This is a genomic window from Cupriavidus pauculus (genome assembly GCF_003854935.1).
Classification (GTDB): domain Bacteria; phylum Pseudomonadota; class Gammaproteobacteria; order Burkholderiales; family Burkholderiaceae; genus Cupriavidus; species Cupriavidus pauculus_C.
In genome coordinates, this window is sequence record NZ_CP033969.1 from 2,350,828 (window position 1) to 2,367,166 (window position 16,339).

Sequence of the window (16,339 nt, forward strand, 5' to 3'; positions counted from 1 at the left end):
CATGCGTCGCCTGATTCGCGGAGTCTCCCGCAAGGTCACCGGAGCCGACCGCAAGCCGGAGGCGCCGGACCTGGACGCCGACATCCTGCCGTTGGGCGACGTGGCGTTCCATCCCGGCCTGGACGTGGTGGCCAACCCGGTGCTGCTGGTGCGCCAGCCCGGGCTGCACGTGGTCTATGCCAACCCGGCCGCCGAGGCCAGCTTTGCGATGTCGCGCAAGGCCATGGTCGAGCTGACGCTGCCCGACCTGTTCGGCGCCTCGGAAGAGCTGGACACGATGATCGAGACCGTGATCGCCCGCCAGGTCGACGTGCGCCGGCAGGACCTGGTGCTGCGTCCGCCGCTGCAGGAGCCGATGCACGCGCACGTGGTGGTCGGCGGCATCGAGAGCCATGCCAGCACGGTGCTGGTGGAGATCCTGCTGAACGAGCAGAAGGTGCGCAGCGACCGCGAGGAGCGCATCCTGGACCTGACGTCGGCCAACAAGGAACTGATCCGCAACCTGGCCCACGAGATCAAGAACCCGCTGGGCGGCATCCGCGGCGCGGCGCAGCTGCTGGAGTTCGAACTGCCCGAGCGGGCGCTGCGCGAGTACACGCAGGTCATCATCAAGGAGTCTGACCGGCTGCAGACGCTGGTTGACCGCCTGCTGGAGCCGCACCGGCATCCGCACATCGTGTCCGAGCTGAACATCCACGAGGTGCTGGAACGCGTGCGATCGGTCGTGCTGGCCGAATTCCCGAACGGGCTCGACATCGTGCGCGACTACGACGCCAGCCTGCCCGAACTGCGCGGCGACATGGAGCAACTGATCCAGGCCGTGCTGAACATCGTCCACAACGCGGCCCAGGCGCTGCACGAGCGCATTGCGCAGGGCGATGCCCAGATCGTGCTGCGCACGCGGGTGGCGCGCCAGGTCACGATTGCCAAGCGTTTGTACAAGCTGGCATTGGACTTGCATGTGATAGACAACGGCCCGGGCATCCCCGAGGACATTCGCGAACGCATCTTCTATCCGCTGGTGTCGGGGAGGGATGGCGGTAGCGGTCTCGGTCTCACACTCGCTCAAACCTTCGTGCAGCAGCACGAGGGCTTGATCGAATGCGAGAGCCGGCCGGGCTGTACCGACTTCCGTATCCTGCTGCCGCTGCACTGACCGTCGATCGGCGTATCGACGCTTCGGGCGGGGCGACCCAGTGGGCCACACGGGAGACCACATGACACCGAGCAGACAAGCGACGCACATGAAGCCGATCTGGATAGTCGACGACGATCAATCAATCCGCTGGGTCCTCGAAAAGGCCCTTGCCCGTGAAAGCCTGCTCTCCCGCAGTTTTACCAACGTCCGCGACGTGCTCGCGGCGCTGGAGGAAGACGAGCCGCAGGTCCTGATTTCCGATATCCGCATGCCCGGTGGCTCGGGGCTGGACCTGCTCCAGGCCATCAAGGCCCGCCACCCGGGGCTGCCGGTCATCGTGATGACGGCCTACTCGGACCTGGACAGCGCCGTGGCGGCGTTCCAGGGCGGCGCCTTCGAATACCTGGCCAAGCCGTTCGATGTCGACAAGGCCGTCGAGCTGATCCGCCGCGCGCTGGAAGAAAGCCTGCGCGAGGAGGAAATGGACGACCGGCTCGTCGATGCGCCCGAGATACTGGGCCAGGCGCCGGCCATGCAGGACGTATTCCGCGCCATCGGCCGGCTGTCGCAGTCGAACGTGACCGTGATGATCACCGGCGAGTCCGGCACCGGCAAGGAACTGGTGGCCCGGGCGCTGCACAAGCACAGCCCGCGCGCCAACGGGCCGTTCATCGCGCTGAACACGGCGGCCATCCCCAAGGACCTGCTGGAATCGGAACTGTTCGGCCATGAGCGCGGCGCGTTCACGGGCGCGCAGACCATGCGGCGGGGCCGCTTCGAGCAGGCCGAGGGCGGCACGCTGTTCCTGGACGAAATCGGCGACATGCCATTCGACCTGCAGACGCGGCTGCTGCGCGTGCTGTCGGACGGCAACTTCTATCGCGTGGGCGGCCACAACCCGCTGCGCGCCAACGTGCGCGTCATCGCGGCCACCCACCAGAACCTGGAGACGCGGGTCAAGGAAGGGCTGTTCCGCGAGGACTTGTTCCACCGCCTGAACGTGATCCGGCTGCGCCTGCCGCCGCTGCGCGAGCGGCCCGAGGACATCACGCTGCTGGCGCGCCATTTCCTGCAGAAGAGCGCCAAGGAACTGGGCGTCGAGCCCAAGCGGATGTCCGACGACGCGCTGGCCTACGTCAGTACGCTGCCGTTCCCGGGCAACGTGCGGCAGCTGGAAAACCTGTGCAACTGGCTGACCGTGATGGCGCCCGCGCAGACCATCGAGGTCAAGGACTTGCCGCGCGAGATGATCGACGCCGGCCATGGCGAGCACGACGGCCTGGCCGCATCGCGCCCGCTGGCGGCCGATCCGCGCCCGTCCGGCGAATACGACGCGGTGGAAACGTCCGACTACAGCATGGGCATGCCCGGCGCCGACGGCGACACGATGGTCGCCACCCGGCCGCCGGTGCTGGGCGCCCCGCAGGCGCTGGCCCCGGCCTATGCCGCCGCCGCCGTCACGCAGAGCTGGGAGAGCCTGCTGGCTGGCGAAGCCAAGACAATGCTTGAGGCCGGCCAGCCCGAAGTGATGGACCTGCTGACGCGCCGTTTCGAAAAGGCCGTGCTGGAGGCCGCGCTCGGCGTCACCCGTGGCCGTCGCGTGGAGGCCGCCACGCGGCTGGGAATTGGCCGGAATACGATTACCCGGAAGCTGCAGGAACTGGGATTCGACTGAAGTCCGGCGACGCCGAGCAGAAAGGAGAAAGGGAAGGGAGGCTGCGGCCTCCCTTTTCCATTGCGGCGTCAGGCGCCCTGGCGCAGTTGCAGCACGCGGTCGGCCATCTCGGTGAACCCCTCGCCGCCGGCCGCTTCGGTGATGAACGCCGGCTTGACTGGCAGTTTGTTCAGGATGTCGCGCACGTTGGCAACGCCGACCGACAGCGGGAAATGGCCGAACATCGCCACGTCGTTGGCCGAATCGCCAATGAACAGCCATTCGTCGCGCGCGGCGTCCAGGTCGTCGCCTAGCAATTCGGCCACGCAGAGCCGGCTCATCGACAGCTTGTCGTGCCGGCCAAACCAGCCGTTGACGTGGATCGAGCTGACCGTGGCCGTCATGCCGGCGTTGCGCATGATGGCGACGATGCGGTCCACGGCCGGCTGGGGCAGCGGCGCGACGTCCTCGGCATGGTCGATGGCCAGGTCGGCGGCGTGCCATGCCTGGTCCGATGCCAGCGCGCAGCCGGGCACCTCGCGCAGGATCTGCTGGCCCAGCGCGTGGATGCGGAACAGGTTGGACTCGCGCGTGGCGGCATCGTCCAGGAAGCGGGTGACCAGCTTGTTATCGACCAGATGCGAGTAGAACGCGCCGTTTTCGCCGATGATGGCGTCCACTGGCCACAGCCGAGTCAGAATCTCGGCCCAGGCGATGCAGCGGCCCGTCACCGGAATCACATGCAGGCCGGCGCGCTTGAGCCGGTCCATCGCCACGTAGGTGGACGCGGGCAGCCGGCCGTCGGTGGTCAGCGTGCCATCGATGTCGGTCAGGATGCCGCGCACGCGGCGCAGCGCGGCGTCGGGCAGCGCGGAGAAGGGCGTCGGGGGAGTCGGTACGGTCATGGCCGGGCATTGTAGCCCCGCGGGCCGGCGCCGGACCGCCGCAAATTGCCGGTCGTCAATATGCTGCAACAACCGCTTGGCAAGGGCGGGTTTGCCCGCTGTTCGATGACAGCGGAGCGGCGTAACATGCCTGTCACAAAAAATGCATACAGTCGGTCGCTTTTTCAAAAAAATTGGTCGACCGATCCAGCCTCAGGAGAAACACATGTCCTTTCCGCGTTTTGCGATGAAGTTCGCCGCCGTGGCCAGCCTGGCCCTGGCCGGCACGGCCCATGCAGCCGTCGAGATCCAGTGGTGGCACGCCATGCAGGGCGCGCTGAACGACAAGGTCAACGAGATCGCCAACAAGTTCAACGCCAGCCAGTCCGAGTACAAGATCGTGCCGGTCAACAAGGGCAACTACGACGAGACGATGGCGGCCGGCATTGCGGCGTTCCGTGCCGGCGGCGCCCCGGCCATCCTGCAGGTGTTCGAGGTTGGCACGGCCACGATGATGAGCGCCAAGGGCGCCATCAAGCCCGTGTCCGCGGTCATGAAGGACGCCGGCGAGAAGTTCGACCAGAAGGCGTACATCCCGGCCGTGGCTGGCTACTACACGTCGTCCAAGGGCGAGATGCTGTCGTTCCCGTTCAACAGCTCGACGACAGTGTTCTATTACAACAAGGACGCCTTCAAGAAGGCCGGCCTGAACGACGCCCCGAAGACCTGGCCCGAGGTTATGCAGTACTCGGCCAAGCTCAAGGCGGCCGGCGTGAACTGCGCGTACACCACCGACTGGCAGAGCTGGGTGCACCTGGAAAGCTTCTCGGCCTGGCACAACACGCTGTTCGCGAGCAAGAACAACGGCTTTGGCGGCACCGACGCGCGCCTGGTCTTCAACAGCCCGCTGCACGTGAAGCACGTGACGAACCTGCAGGACATGGTCAAGAAGGGCTACTTCAGCTATGGCGGCCGCAAGGCCGAGTCGCAGGCCAAGTTCTACAACGGCGAGTGCGCGATGTTCACGGGCTCGTCGGCGTCGCTGGCGAATATTCGCAAGAACGCCAAATTCCAGTTCGGCGTGTCGCAGCTTCCGTACTACCCGGACGTGCAGGGCGCCCCGCAGAACACGATCATCGGCGGCGCGTCGCTGTGGGTGATGGGCGGCAAGAAGGCTGAGGAATACAAGGGCGTGGCCAAGTTCTTCACGTTCCTGTCGCAGCCGGAAATCCAGTCTGACTGGCACCAGGCCACCGGCTACCTGCCGGTGACCACGGCCGCCTACGAGCTGACCAAGAAGTCCGGCTACTACGACAAGAACCCCGGCGCTGACGTGTCGGTCCAGCAGATGGTCGTGAAGACCACCGAGAAGTCGCGCGGCGTGCGCCTGGGCAACCTGGTTCAGATCCGTACCATCGTCGACGAGGAACTGGAAGCGGTGTGGGCCGGCAAGAAGGAGCCCAAGGCGGCGCTGGACGCCGCCGTGGCCCGCGGCAACGAACAGCTCGAGCGCTTCCAGAAGACCGCGCGCGAGTAACGCCCCGCGCCGCACCCGGCGGCGCCAGGTCTCCAGCGGGCGGCGGCCACCACCGTCGCCCGTTTGCATTGTGTTTCTCGGTGTCGAATCGGAATCCAAACGATGGAAAAACGCGTCGTCTTCCGGTCGCCGTGGCTGCCGTACCTGCTGGTGTTGCCGCAGATCGTCATCACGCTGATCTTCTTTTTCCTGCCCGCCGGGCAGGCGCTGTGGCAGTCGATGCTGCAGCAGGATGCCTTCGGCATCAACCTTGATTTCGTCGGGCTCGACAACTTCGTCGCGCTCTGGAAGGACCCCCAGTACGTCGAGGCATTCCAGGTAACGGCCGTGTTCGCGATCGGCGTGACCGTGGTGGGCCTGTCGGTGGCGCTGCTGCTGGCCTACTTTGCCGACCGCGTGGTGCGCGCCGCCACGGGCTACAAGACGCTGCTGATCTGGCCGTACGCCGTGGCGCCGGCCGTGGCGGGCGTGCTCTGGATGTTCATGTTCAACCCGACGCTGGGCGTGGTGTCGTACGCGCTGCGCCAGATGGGCGTGGACTGGAACTTCCTGCTCAATGGCAACCAGGCGCTGCTGCTGGTGGTGCTGGCGGCGGCGTGGAAGCAGATCAGCTACAACTTCCTGTTCTTCCTGGCCGGGCTGCAGAGCATTCCGAAATCGCTGATCGAGGCGGCCGCCATCGACGGCGCCGGGCCCTGGAAGCGGTTTTGGTCCATCGTATTTCCTTTACTTTCGCCGACCACGTTCTTCCTGCTCGTGATCAACGTGGTCTATGCGTTCTTCGACACCTTCGCGATCATCGACGCCGTGACGCACGGCGGCCCGTTCAACTCGACCAACACGCTCGTCTACAAGGTGTTCCACGACGGCTTCCGCGGCATGGACATCGGCGGGTCGGCGGCGCAGTCGGTGGTGCTGATGGTGATCGTGATCGCGCTGACCGTGGTGCAGTTCCGCTACGTGGAACGCAAGGTCCAGTACTGACAGGAGAAACGAGAATGGTAGAACGTCGTCCTGTACTGGACTTCATCACCCACGTGGTGCTGATACTGGGCATCATCGTGGTGGCTTTCCCGGTGTACCTGACCTTCGTGGCGTCCACGCTGACCGCCGAGCAGGTGCTGGATGCGCCGATGACGCTGCTGCCGGGCAGCCATCTGATCGAGAACTATCGCACCGTGCTGTTCCAGGGCGTGGGCGAGGCCGCGTCGCCGGTGTCGACGATGATGAAGAACAGCCTGATCATGGCGCTGGGCATCGCGCTGGGGAAGATCGCCATTTCGATCATCTCGGCTTTCGCCATCGTCTATTTCCGATTTCCGCTGCGGAAAACGTTCTTCTGGATGATCTTCATCACGCTGATGCTGCCGGTGGAGGTGCGGATCCTGCCGACGTACAAGGTGGTGTCCGACCTGGGCCTGCTGGACAGCTACTTCGGCCTGACGATCCCGATCATCGCGTCGGCCACGGCCACGTTCCTGTTCCGGCAGTTCTTCCTGACCATCCCGGACGAACTGGCCGAGGCGGCGCGCATTGACGGCGCCGGCCCGTTGCGCTTTTTCTGGGACGTGGTGCTGCCGCTGTCACGCACCAGCATCGCGGCGCTGTTCGTGATCCAGTTCATCTATGGCTGGAACCAGTACCTGTGGCCGCTGCTGATCACCACGCAGAAGTCGATGACGCCCGTGGTGGTGGGCGTGACGCAGATGATCTCCCGTTCCGGCGACGCCGCCACCGACTGGAACCTCGTGATGGCCACGGTGATGCTGGCGATGATTCCGCCGGCCGTGGTCGTGGTGCTGATGCAACGCTGGTTCGTCAAGGGCCTCGTGGAAACGGAAAAATAAGGGCAAGGCATGGCTAAGCTGTCTCTACGCAACGTACAGAAAACCTACCCCGGCGGCACGCAGGTCGTCCACGGCATCGACATGGAGATCGCCGACGGCGAGTTCATCGTGATCGTGGGCCCGTCGGGCTGCGGCAAGTCCACGCTGCTGCGCATGGTGGCCGGGCTGGAAACGATCACGGGCGGCGAGGTGTGGATTGGCGACAACGTCGTCAACGACCTGGAGCCGGCCGCGCGCGACATCGCGATGGTGTTCCAGAACTACGCGCTCTATCCGCACATGAGCGTGTACGACAACATGGCCTACGGGCTCAAGATCCGCGGCATGGACAAGGCCGAGATCGAGCAGCGCGTGAAGCACGCGGCCGGCATCCTGGAACTGGCCCCGCTGCTGGAGCGCAAGCCGCGCGAGCTGTCCGGCGGCCAGCGCCAGCGTGTGGCCATGGGCCGGGCGATCGTCCGCGAGCCGGCGGTGTTCCTGTTCGACGAGCCGCTGTCGAACCTGGACGCCAAGCTGCGCGTGCAGATGCGGCTGGAGTTGAAGGACCTGCATCGGCGCCTGAAGACGACCAGCCTCTATGTCACGCACGACCAGGTGGAGGCCATGACGCTGGCCGACCGGATGATGGTGCTCAACGGCGGCCGCGTGGAACAGATCGGCACGCCGCTGGAAGTCTATGCGCGCCCGGCCAGCACGTTCGTGGCCAGTTTCATCGGCTCGCCCCCGATGAACCTGGTGCCGGTGGTGCGCAATGGCGCGGGGCAGGGCGGGGCGCAGATGCGCGTGGTGCCCCGGGAAGGCCAGGCCGAGACGGCCACGCTGGGCCACCTGCCGATGGGCCTGCACCTGCCGGAGCAGGCGCTGATGGGCCTGCGGCCGGAACACATCGAGCCGTGCGCCACGCACGAGGCCATTGCCGAAGTGGACGTGCGCGTGGTGGAGGCGCTGGGCGCCGATTCGTTCGCCTATGGCTCGCTGGGCGGCCAGCCCGTGGTCGTTCGGCTGGACAGCCACATGCCGGTGCGCGCCGGCGACCGGCTGCCTATCACCGCGTCGGCCGATCACCTGCATTTCTTCGACATGCAGCACGGCAGGCGGATCGAGGCGCTGGCATGAGCGATATCGGCACGCACTGGCCGTATCCGCGCCACATCGCCCATCGCGGCGCGGGCAAGCTGGCGCCCGAGAACACGCTGGCGGCGTTCCGGCACGGCGCGTCGTTCGGCTACCGGATGTTCGAGTTCGACGTGAAGCTGTCTGGCGACGGCAAGGCGGTGCTGATGCACGACGCAACGCTGGACCGCACCAGTTCTGGCCGCGGGCGGGTCGATGCGCTGACGCTCGGCGAACTGGCGCAGCTCGATGCCGGCAGCTGGCACGGGGCCGCGTTTGCGGGCGAGCCGATCCCGACGCTGGCGGCCGTCGCCCGCTACACGCAGGCCAACGGCTTCCTGGTCAATATCGAGATCAAGCCCGTGCCCGGCGCCGAGACCCGTACCGGTGCGGCCGTGGCGCTGGACGCACTTTCGCTGTGGCAGGGCGCCACGGTGCCGCCGCTGCTGTCGTCCTTTTCCGAAGCTGCATTGGAAGCGGCGCGGCTGGCCGCGCCTGGCCTGCCGCGCGCCTTGCTGCTCGACAAGCTGCCGGCCGACTGGCTGGACCGGCTGCGCCGCCTGGACTGCGTGGCGCTGGACGCGAACCATCGCGAACTCAATGCCCGCGTCATCGCCGACGCCCACGCGGCCGGCTTCAAGGTACTCAGCTACACCGTCAACGACCCGGCCCGCGCGCAGGACCTGCTGGCGTGGGGCCTAGACGGCCTGATTACCGATGCCGTCGACGGGATTGCACCAGACGCGTAACGTTCCTGGACAGTCTGTCCACGGTGTCTCGATTTTGCATCACGAAAAGTCCCCACTGTCCAGTGGATTACGTGCTATGCTCCGCGAGTGAAGACTTAGGTCCTTCCCGCACAACTTGCCCTTTCGGGTCTGGCGGCGAGACCGAAGACAGACGGCACCCCCGGGTGCCGTTCGTTCAAGGTGGTAACCGCAGGACCCCCAAGAGTTGTTTGCAATCCGCTAACCGGTCAGGCCGTGTCGCGGAAGGTTGATGAACCCGCTTAACTCCGGCAGACCCGGAGAATAGTGAGCGCCCCATGATGCAGCAGTACCAAAGCAATTCGTACCTCTTCGGCGGCAACGCCCCCTATGTGGAAGAGCTGTACGAGGCCTATCTCCAGAATCCCAGCTCGGTTCCCGACAACTGGCGCGCGTACTTCGACGCGATGCAGAATGTCCCCGCTGTGGATGGTTCCAACGCCCGCGACATCCCCCACGCACCGATCGTTGCCTCGTTCGCCGAGCGCGCCAAGCAGGGCCCCATCAAGACCATTGTTGCCTCGGCCGATTCCGACATGGGCCGCAAGCGCGTCGCTGCCACGCAGCTGATCGCCGCCTACCGCAACATCGGTTCGCACTGGGCCGACCTCGATCCGCTCAAGCGCCAGGAGCGTCCGCCCCTGCCTGACCTGGATCCGGCGTTCTACGGTTTCTCCGAGGCCGACCTCGACATCGTCTTCAATGCCAGCAACACGTACTTCGGCAAGGAGTCGATGAGCCTGCGCGAGCTGCTCAACAACCTCCGCGAGACGTACTGCGGCACCATCGGCGCCGAGTTCATGTACGTGAGCGACCAGGCGCAGAAGCGCTGGTGGCAGGAGCGCCTGGAAACCACGCGCTCCAAGCCCGTGTTCACGCTGGAGAAGAAGAAGCACATCCTGGACCGCCTGACCGCGGCCGAGGGCCTGGAGCGCTTCCTCCACACCAAGTATGTCGGCCAGAAGCGCTTCTCGCTGGAAGGCGGCGAAAGCTTCATCGCCGCCATGGACGAACTGATCCAGCACGCCGGCAGCAAGGGCGTGCAGGAAATCGTGATCGGCATGGCCCACCGCGGCCGCCTGAACGTGCTGGTCAACACGCTGGGCAAGATGCCGGCGGACCTGTTCGCCGAGTTCGAAGGCAAGCACGTCGACGACCTGCCGGCCGGTGACGTGAAGTACCACAAGGGCTTCTCGAGCGATGTCTCGACCGAGGGCGGCCCGGTCCACCTGTCGCTCGCGTTCAACCCGTCGCACCTGGAAATCGTCAACCCGGTGGTGGAAGGCTCGTCGAAGGCGCGCCAGGAACGCCGTGGCGACGCCGGCCACAAGGAAGTGCTGCCGGTGCAGGTGCACGGCGACGCCGCCTTTGCCGGCCAGGGCGTGGTGATGGAAACGCTGAACCTCGCGCAGACCCGTGGCTACGGCACGGGCGGCACGATGCACATCGTCATCAACAACCAGATCGGCTTCACCACGTCGGACCCGCGCGACGCCCGCTCGACGCTGTACTGCACGGACGTGGTCAAGATGATCGAGGCCCCGGTGCTGCACGTGAACGGCGACGACCCCGAAGCCGTGGTGTACGCCATGCAGCTGGCCGTTGACTTCCGCATGGAATTCAACAAGGACGTCGTGGTCGACATCATCTGCTTCCGCAAGCTGGGCCACAACGAGCAGGACACGCCTGCCGTGACGCAGCCGCTGATGTACAAGAAGATCGGCCAGCATCCGGGCACCCGCAAGCTGTACGCGGACAAGCTGGTGGCGCAGAGCCTGACCCCCGCCGAGTTCGGCGACGAGCTGGTCAAGGGCTATCGTGCCGCCATGGACGCCGGCAAGCACACCGTGGACCCCGTCCTGTCGAACTTCAAGAACAAGTTCGCGGTGGACTGGATGCCGTTCCTGAACCGCAAGTGGACCGATGCCGCCGACACCGCCGTGCCCGTCACGGAGCTGAAGCGCCTGGCCGAGCGGATCACGACGATCCCGGAACACGTCAAGCTGCACCCGCTGGTCGAGAAGGTCATCAAGGACCGCGCCAACATGGGCCGTGGCGAGCAGATGCTCGACTGGGGCATGGGCGAGCACCTGGCCTTCGCGTCGCTGGTGGCCTCGGGCTACCCGGTGCGCATCACCGGCCAGGACGCCGGCCGCGGCACGTTCACGCACCGCCACGCCGTGCTGCACGACCAGGCCCGCGAGCGCTGGGATGCCGGCTCGTATGTGCCGCTGCAGAACGTGTCGGACAACCAGGCCCCGTTCACGGTGATCGACTCGGTGCTGTCCGAAGAAGCCGTGCTCGGCTTCGAATACGGCTACTCGACCGCCGAACCGAACGCGCTGGTGATCTGGGAAGCCCAGTTCGGCGACTTCGTCAACGGCGCCCAGGTGGTGATCGACCAGTTCATCTCGTCGGGTGAAGTGAAGTGGGGCCGCGCCTCGGGCCTGACGATGATGCTGCCGCACGGCTACGAAGGCCAGGGTCCGGAACACAGCTCGGCCCGTATCGAGCGGTTCCTGCAGCTCTGCGCCGACCACAACATGCAAGTGGTGCAGCCGACCACGCCGGCCCAGATCTTCCACCTGCTGCGCCGCCAGATGATCCGCCTGTTCCGCAAGCCGCTGGTCATCATGACGCCGAAGTCGCTGCTGCGTAACAAGGACGCCGTGTCGCCGCTGTCCGACCTGGCCAAGGGCCATTTCGAGACCGTGATCCCCGACCACGAGGAACTGAACGCCAGCAAGGTCAAGCGCGTGATCATGTGCTCGGGCAAGGTCTACTACGACCTGGTCAACACCCGCAAGGAACGCGAGGCGAACGACACCGCGATCATCCGCCTGGAACAGCTCTACCCGTTCCCGCACAAGGCCGTGGCCGCCGAACTCAAGAAGTACCCCGCCGCGACCGAAATCGTATGGTGCCAGGACGAGCCGCAGAACCAGGGCGCCTGGTTCTTCGTCCAGCACTACATCATGGAAAACATGACGGAAGGCCAGAAGCTCGGTTATGCCGGTCGTCCCGCCTCGGCTTCGCCGGCGGTGGGCTACTACGCAAAGCACAACGAGCAACAGAAGGCGCTGCTGGAAGCCGCGTTCTCCAAGCTCAAGGGCTTTGTTCTGACCAAGTAATTCGTTGGCCCCCCACGGCAGCGCACAGGGATGCGCGCCGTGGGATGGCCCGCCTGTAACGAAACACATACGCATACATCGAGGATCTTACAAACCATGGCTATTGTTGACGTCAAGGTTCCGCAACTGTCTGAGTCGGTCGCCGAAGCGACCATGCTGAACTGGAAGAAGAAGCCGGGCGAAGCCGTCGCTCAGGACGAAATCCTGATCGAGATCGAAACGGACAAGGTTGTGCTGGAAGTGCCGGCTCCGTCGGCTGGCGTGCTGTCGCAAATCATCAAGAACGACGGCGACACCGTCGTGGCCGATGAAGTCATCGCCAAGATCGACACGGAAGCCACCGCTGGCGCCGCCGCCCCGGCCGCTGCCGCCCCGGCCGCTGCCGCCCCGGCACCCGCTGCCGCCGCGCCCGCTCCGGCCGCCGCTGCACCGGCTCCGGCCGCCGCACCTGCTGCGGGCGCCGTTGCCATGCCGTCGGCTGCCAAGCTGATGGCCGAAGGCGGCCTGTCGGCATCGCAAGTGACCGGCACCGGCAAGGACGGCCGCATCACCAAGGGTGACGTGCTGGCCGCCGGTTCGGCGCCGGCCCCGGCTGCCAAGGCTGCCCCGGCTCCGGCCGCCGCCAAGGCCGCGCTGCCGCAGGTGTCGGCCCAGGTGGACTTCGCCGCGCTGGGCGACCGCCCGGAAGAGCGCGTGCCGATGAGCCGCCTGCGCGCCCGTATCGCCGAGCGCCTGGTGCAGTCGCAGTCGACCAACGCCATCCTGACCACGTTCAACGAAGTGAACATGAAGCCGGTGATGGATCTGCGCAACAAGTACAAGGACCGCTTCGAGAAGGAACACGGCGTGAAGCTGGGCTTCATGTCGTTCTTCGTCAAGGCGGCCGTGCACGCGCTGAAGAAGTACCCGATCATCAACGCTTCGGTCGACGGCAACGACATCGTCTACCACGGCTACTTCGACATCGGTATCGCGGTGGGCTCGCCGCGTGGCCTGGTGGTGCCGATCCTGCGCAACGCCGACCAGATGAGCCTGGCCGACATCGAGAAGAAGATTGCCGAGTTCGGTGCCAAGGCCCGTGACGGCAAGCTGTCGCTGGACGACCTGACCGGCGGCACGTTCTCGATCTCGAACGGCGGTACGTTCGGTTCGATGCTGTCGACGCCGATCATCAACCCGCCGCAGTCGGCCATCCTGGGCGTGCACGCCACGAAGGACCGCGCCGTGGTGGAAGACGGCCAGATCGTGATCCGTCCGATGAACTACCTGGCCATGTCCTACGACCACCGGATCATCGACGGCCGCGAAGCCGTGCTGGGCCTGGTGGCGATGAAGGAAGCGCTGGAAGATCCGGCCCGCCTGCTGCTGGACCTGTAATCGGTCCGCGTTCCCAGACAGACACTCCGTCTTCCGTTTGTCGTCGTCCCCGCGCCCCGGCGCGGGGACCCGGCGAGCGCATCGCCTGCCGATGCCGCCGGATGCCCCGCCACGAGGCGGGCATGACGTGCCAAAGAGAAATTTCCCATGAGCAAACAATTCGACGTGCTGGTGATCGGCGCCGGCCCCGGCGGCTACATCGCCGCCATCCGTGCAGCCCAGCTTGGCCTGAACGTGGCCTGCCTGGAAGGCAACGCCTATGACGACCCGAAGGGCGAGGCCCGCCTGGGCGGCACCTGCCTGAACGTGGGCTGCATCCCGTCCAAGGCACTGCTGGCTTCCTCGGAAGAGTTCGAGAACGCCACGCACCATCTGGCCGACCACGGCATCACCGTGGGCGACGTCAAGGTCGACGTGGCCAAGATGCTGAAGCGCAAGGACGACATCGTCGGCAAGATGACCAAGGGCATCGAGTTCCTGTTCCGCAAGAACAAGATCACGCTGTTCAAGGGCTACGGCAAGTTCGCCGGCAAGGCGGCCGAGGGCTTCCAGGTGGAAGTCAACGGCGAGACGCTGACCGCCAAGCAAGTCATCATCGCCACCGGCTCGAAGGCCCGCCACCTGCCGGGCATCCCGGTCGACAACAAGCTGATCAGCGACAACGAAGGCGCGCTGAAGTACGACACCGTGCCCAAGAAGCTGGGCGTGATCGGTGCCGGCGTGATCGGCCTGGAGCTGGGTTCGGTGTGGCGCCGCCTGGGTGCCGACGTGACCGTGCTGGAAGCGCTGCCCGCTTTCCTGGGCGCCGCCGACGAGGGCGTGGCCAAGGAAGCCCAGAAGCTGCTGACCAAGCAGGGCCTGAAGTTCAACCTGGGCGTCAAGGTCAACGAAGTCAAGACCGGCAAGGACAACGTCACCGTGGCCTACACGGACAAGGACGGCAAGGACCAGACGCTGGAAGTCGATCGCCTGATCGTGTCGGTGGGCCGCGTGCCGAACACCGACAACCTGAACCTGGAAGCCGTGGGCCTGGGCGTGGACCAGCGCGGTTTCATCGAGGTGGACGACCACTGCCAGACCAAGGTGCCGGGCATCTGGGCCATCGGCGACGTGGTGCGTGGCCCGATGCTGGCGCACAAGGCCGAGGACGAAGGCGTGGCCGTGGCCGAGCGCATCGTCGGCCAGAAGCCGCACATCGACTTCAACACGGTGCCGTGGGTCATCTACACGTTCCCGGAAATCGCCTGGGTCGGCAAGACCGAGCAGCAACTCAAGGCCGAAGGCCGCGCGTACAAGTCGGGCCAGTTCCCGTTCATGGCCAACGGCCGTGCGCTGGGCATGGGCGCCGCCGACGGCTTCGTGAAGATGCTGGCCGACGCCAAGACCGACGAGATCCTGGGCGTGCACATCGTGGCCGCCAACGCGTCGGACCTGATCGCCGAAGCCGTGGTGGCGATGGAGTTCAAGGCCGCCAGCGAGGATATCGGCCGGGTCTGCCACCCGCACCCGTCGATGTCGGAAGTCATGCGCGAAGCGGCGCTGGCCGTCGACAAGCGCCAGTTGAACATGTAATGCCCCTGTTCACCCTCGGGTGAGCACCGGCGCGCCGCGAATATCCGCGGCGCGCCGTTTTCGCTTGCAGCACCGTATTTCCGCCAGGCCCCCAAGATGAACGTCAACGAGTTTTACGAGCACGAACTCAAGCAGCGCGGCTATCAGTCCGACGAGGCGCAACTGCGCGCCGTGGCGCGGCTGCAGCAATGCTATGACGAGTGGGTGGCGTACAAGAGCCGCCGCAGCAACGCGCTGAAGAAGCTGCTGGTGCATCCCGACGTGCCCAAGGGTGTGTACATGTGGGGCGGGGTAGGGCGCGGCAAGTCGTTCCTGATGGACAGCTTCTACTCGTGCGTGCCCGTGGTGCGCAAGACGCGGCTCCATTTCCACGAATTCATGCGCGAGGTGCACCGCGAGCTCGAAGAGCTGCGCGGCCGTCCCGACCCGCTCGACGAGCTGGCCAGGCGCATCGCGCGGCGGTTCCGGCTGATCTGCTTCGACGAATTCCACGTCAGCGACGTGGCCGACGCGATGATCCTGCACCGCCTGCTGCAGCAGTTGTTCGACAACGGCGTGCAGTTCGTGATGACGTCCAACTATCGTCCCGACCTGCTGTACCCGGACGGCCTGCACCGCGACCGCGTGCTGCCGGCCATCGCGCTGCTGCAGACCAAGCTCGACGTGCTGAACGTGGACGCGGGCATCGACTACCGCAAGCGCGCGCTGGAGCAGGTGCAGGCGTACCACACGCCGCTGGGCCGCGAGGCCAGCGCGGCACTGCGCGACGCGTTTACGTCGATTGCCGGCACCGCGGACGAATCGCCGATCCTCCATATCGAACACCGCGAGATCAAGGCGCTACGCAAGGCCAACGGCGTGGTCTGGTTCGACTTCGCCACGCTGTGCGGCGGTCCGCGCTCGCAGAATGACTATCTGGAGATCGCCTCGCAGTTCCACACGGTGATCCTGTCGGATGTGCCCAGGATGACCCCGCGCATGTCGTCGGAAGCGCGGCGCTTCACGTGGCTGATCGACGTGTTCTACGACCACAAGGTCAAGCTGCTGATATCGGCCGAGGTGCCGGCCGACGAGCTGTACACCGAAGGCCAGATGGCCAACGAATTCCACCGGACCGTGTCGCGGATCATCGAGATGCAGTCGCGCGAGTACCTGGAGTCCGAGCGGCGCGTGATGGACACGTCGCTGACCTGAACGGCGGGCGGGCCGGGGGCAGGCCCGGTCGACTGTTGTTTCCGGAAGACCTGCGCGGGACGTATCTGACTTCGTTTCCCGGGGTTTGATTTGCATCAAGGCGGAGGGTGCGCGAGATACCTAGT

The 16,339-nt window shown here is 65.8% G+C and carries 12 protein-coding genes; 11 read left to right on the forward strand and 1 reads right to left on the reverse strand.

Features of this window, described 5'->3' with window-relative positions:
- Position 1 precedes the first annotated feature (1 nt).
- Both glnL and ntrC read left to right on the forward strand, forming a co-directional pair.
- Complete coding sequence (gene glnL, locus EHF44_RS12465) at positions 2-1,156, forward strand: nitrogen regulation protein NR(II) (RefSeq protein ID WP_124684018.1); 1,155 nt, start codon at positions 2-4, stop codon at positions 1,154-1,156.
- 88 nt (positions 1,157-1,244) lie between these two features.
- The gene (ntrC, locus tag EHF44_RS12470; RefSeq protein WP_124685095.1) at positions 1,245-2,813 is read left to right on the forward strand and encodes a nitrogen regulation protein NR(I); all 1,569 of its coding nucleotides are present in this window, start codon (positions 1,245-1,247) and stop codon (positions 2,811-2,813) included.
- A gap of 68 nt (positions 2,814-2,881) precedes the next feature.
- Here ntrC and EHF44_RS12475 read toward each other — a convergent pair whose 3' ends face one another.
- Positions 2,882-3,697, reverse strand: coding sequence for an HAD-IIB family hydrolase (locus EHF44_RS12475; protein ID WP_124684019.1), 816 nt, complete (start codon positions 3,695-3,697; stop codon positions 2,882-2,884).
- Positions 3,698-3,902: 205 nt separating this feature from the next.
- Here EHF44_RS12475 and ugpB point away from each other — a divergent pair, with 205 nt between their 5' ends.
- From ugpB to zapE, 9 genes are all read left to right on the forward strand, one after another.
- Positions 3,903-5,213, forward strand: a complete 1,311-nt coding sequence (gene ugpB, locus EHF44_RS12480; protein ID WP_124684020.1) for a sn-glycerol-3-phosphate ABC transporter substrate-binding protein UgpB — start codon at positions 3,903-3,905, stop codon at positions 5,211-5,213.
- Between the two features lie 102 nt (positions 5,214-5,315).
- A complete protein-coding gene (gene ugpA, locus EHF44_RS12485) occupies positions 5,316-6,197 on the forward strand; it encodes a sn-glycerol-3-phosphate ABC transporter permease UgpA (RefSeq protein WP_124684021.1) in 882 nt (293 codons plus the stop codon).
- Between the two features lie 14 nt (positions 6,198-6,211).
- Positions 6,212-7,060 carry a sn-glycerol-3-phosphate ABC transporter permease UgpE gene (gene ugpE, locus EHF44_RS12490; protein ID WP_124684022.1) on the forward strand — a complete coding sequence of 283 codons (849 nt, stop codon included), beginning with the start codon at positions 6,212-6,214 and terminating at the stop codon, positions 7,058-7,060.
- 9 nt (positions 7,061-7,069) lie between these two features.
- The gene (locus tag EHF44_RS12495) at positions 7,070-8,176 is read left to right on the forward strand and encodes a sn-glycerol-3-phosphate import ATP-binding protein UgpC (protein ID WP_124684023.1); all 1,107 of its coding nucleotides are present in this window, start codon (positions 7,070-7,072) and stop codon (positions 8,174-8,176) included.
- Positions 8,173-8,922: a glycerophosphodiester phosphodiesterase gene (ugpQ, locus tag EHF44_RS12500; RefSeq protein WP_124684024.1), complete on the forward strand. Its 750-nt coding sequence runs from the start codon at positions 8,173-8,175 to the stop codon at positions 8,920-8,922. Before EHF44_RS12495 ends, ugpQ begins: the two co-directional genes overlap by 4 nt.
- A gap of 296 nt (positions 8,923-9,218) precedes the next feature.
- A complete protein-coding gene (locus tag EHF44_RS12505) occupies positions 9,219-12,071 on the forward strand; it encodes a 2-oxoglutarate dehydrogenase E1 component (RefSeq protein WP_124684025.1) in 2,853 nt (950 codons plus the stop codon).
- A gap of 96 nt (positions 12,072-12,167) precedes the next feature.
- Positions 12,168-13,448 (forward strand): 2-oxoglutarate dehydrogenase complex dihydrolipoyllysine-residue succinyltransferase, encoded by a 1,281-nt coding sequence (odhB, locus tag EHF44_RS12510; protein ID WP_124684026.1) that lies wholly within the window; start codon positions 12,168-12,170, stop codon positions 13,446-13,448.
- A gap of 147 nt (positions 13,449-13,595) precedes the next feature.
- Complete coding sequence (lpdA, locus tag EHF44_RS12515) at positions 13,596-15,020, forward strand: dihydrolipoyl dehydrogenase (RefSeq protein WP_124684027.1); 1,425 nt, start codon at positions 13,596-13,598, stop codon at positions 15,018-15,020.
- Positions 15,021-15,116: 96 nt separating this feature from the next.
- On the forward strand, positions 15,117-16,214 hold the full coding sequence (gene zapE, locus EHF44_RS12520) for a cell division protein ZapE (RefSeq protein WP_124684028.1): 1,098 nt from the start codon (positions 15,117-15,119) through the stop codon (positions 16,212-16,214).
- The last annotated feature ends 125 nt before the right edge of the window (positions 16,215-16,339 follow it).

What these genes read in the sequence shown, in the direction of transcription:
- glnL (WP_124684018.1), top strand. Translation starts at nt 2, where the DNA reads ATGCGTCGCCTGATTCGCGGAGTCTCCCGCAAGGTCACCGGAGCCGAC.
- ntrC (WP_124685095.1), top strand. Translation starts at nt 1,245, where the DNA reads ATGAAGCCGATCTGGATAGTCGACGACGATCAATCAATCCGCTGGGTC.
- EHF44_RS12475 (WP_124684019.1), bottom strand. Translation starts at nt 3,697, where the DNA reads ATGACCGTACCGACTCCCCCGACGCCCTTCTCCGCGCTGCCCGACGCC.
- ugpB (WP_124684020.1), top strand. Translation starts at nt 3,903, where the DNA reads ATGTCCTTTCCGCGTTTTGCGATGAAGTTCGCCGCCGTGGCCAGCCTG.
- ugpA (WP_124684021.1), top strand. Translation starts at nt 5,316, where the DNA reads ATGGAAAAACGCGTCGTCTTCCGGTCGCCGTGGCTGCCGTACCTGCTG.
- ugpE (WP_124684022.1), top strand. Translation starts at nt 6,212, where the DNA reads ATGGTAGAACGTCGTCCTGTACTGGACTTCATCACCCACGTGGTGCTG.
- EHF44_RS12495 (WP_124684023.1), top strand. Translation starts at nt 7,070, where the DNA reads ATGGCTAAGCTGTCTCTACGCAACGTACAGAAAACCTACCCCGGCGGC.
- ugpQ (WP_124684024.1), top strand. Translation starts at nt 8,173, where the DNA reads ATGAGCGATATCGGCACGCACTGGCCGTATCCGCGCCACATCGCCCAT.
- EHF44_RS12505 (WP_124684025.1), top strand. Translation starts at nt 9,219, where the DNA reads ATGATGCAGCAGTACCAAAGCAATTCGTACCTCTTCGGCGGCAACGCC.
- odhB (WP_124684026.1), top strand. Translation starts at nt 12,168, where the DNA reads ATGGCTATTGTTGACGTCAAGGTTCCGCAACTGTCTGAGTCGGTCGCC.
- lpdA (WP_124684027.1), top strand. Translation starts at nt 13,596, where the DNA reads ATGAGCAAACAATTCGACGTGCTGGTGATCGGCGCCGGCCCCGGCGGC.
- zapE (WP_124684028.1), top strand. Translation starts at nt 15,117, where the DNA reads ATGAACGTCAACGAGTTTTACGAGCACGAACTCAAGCAGCGCGGCTAT.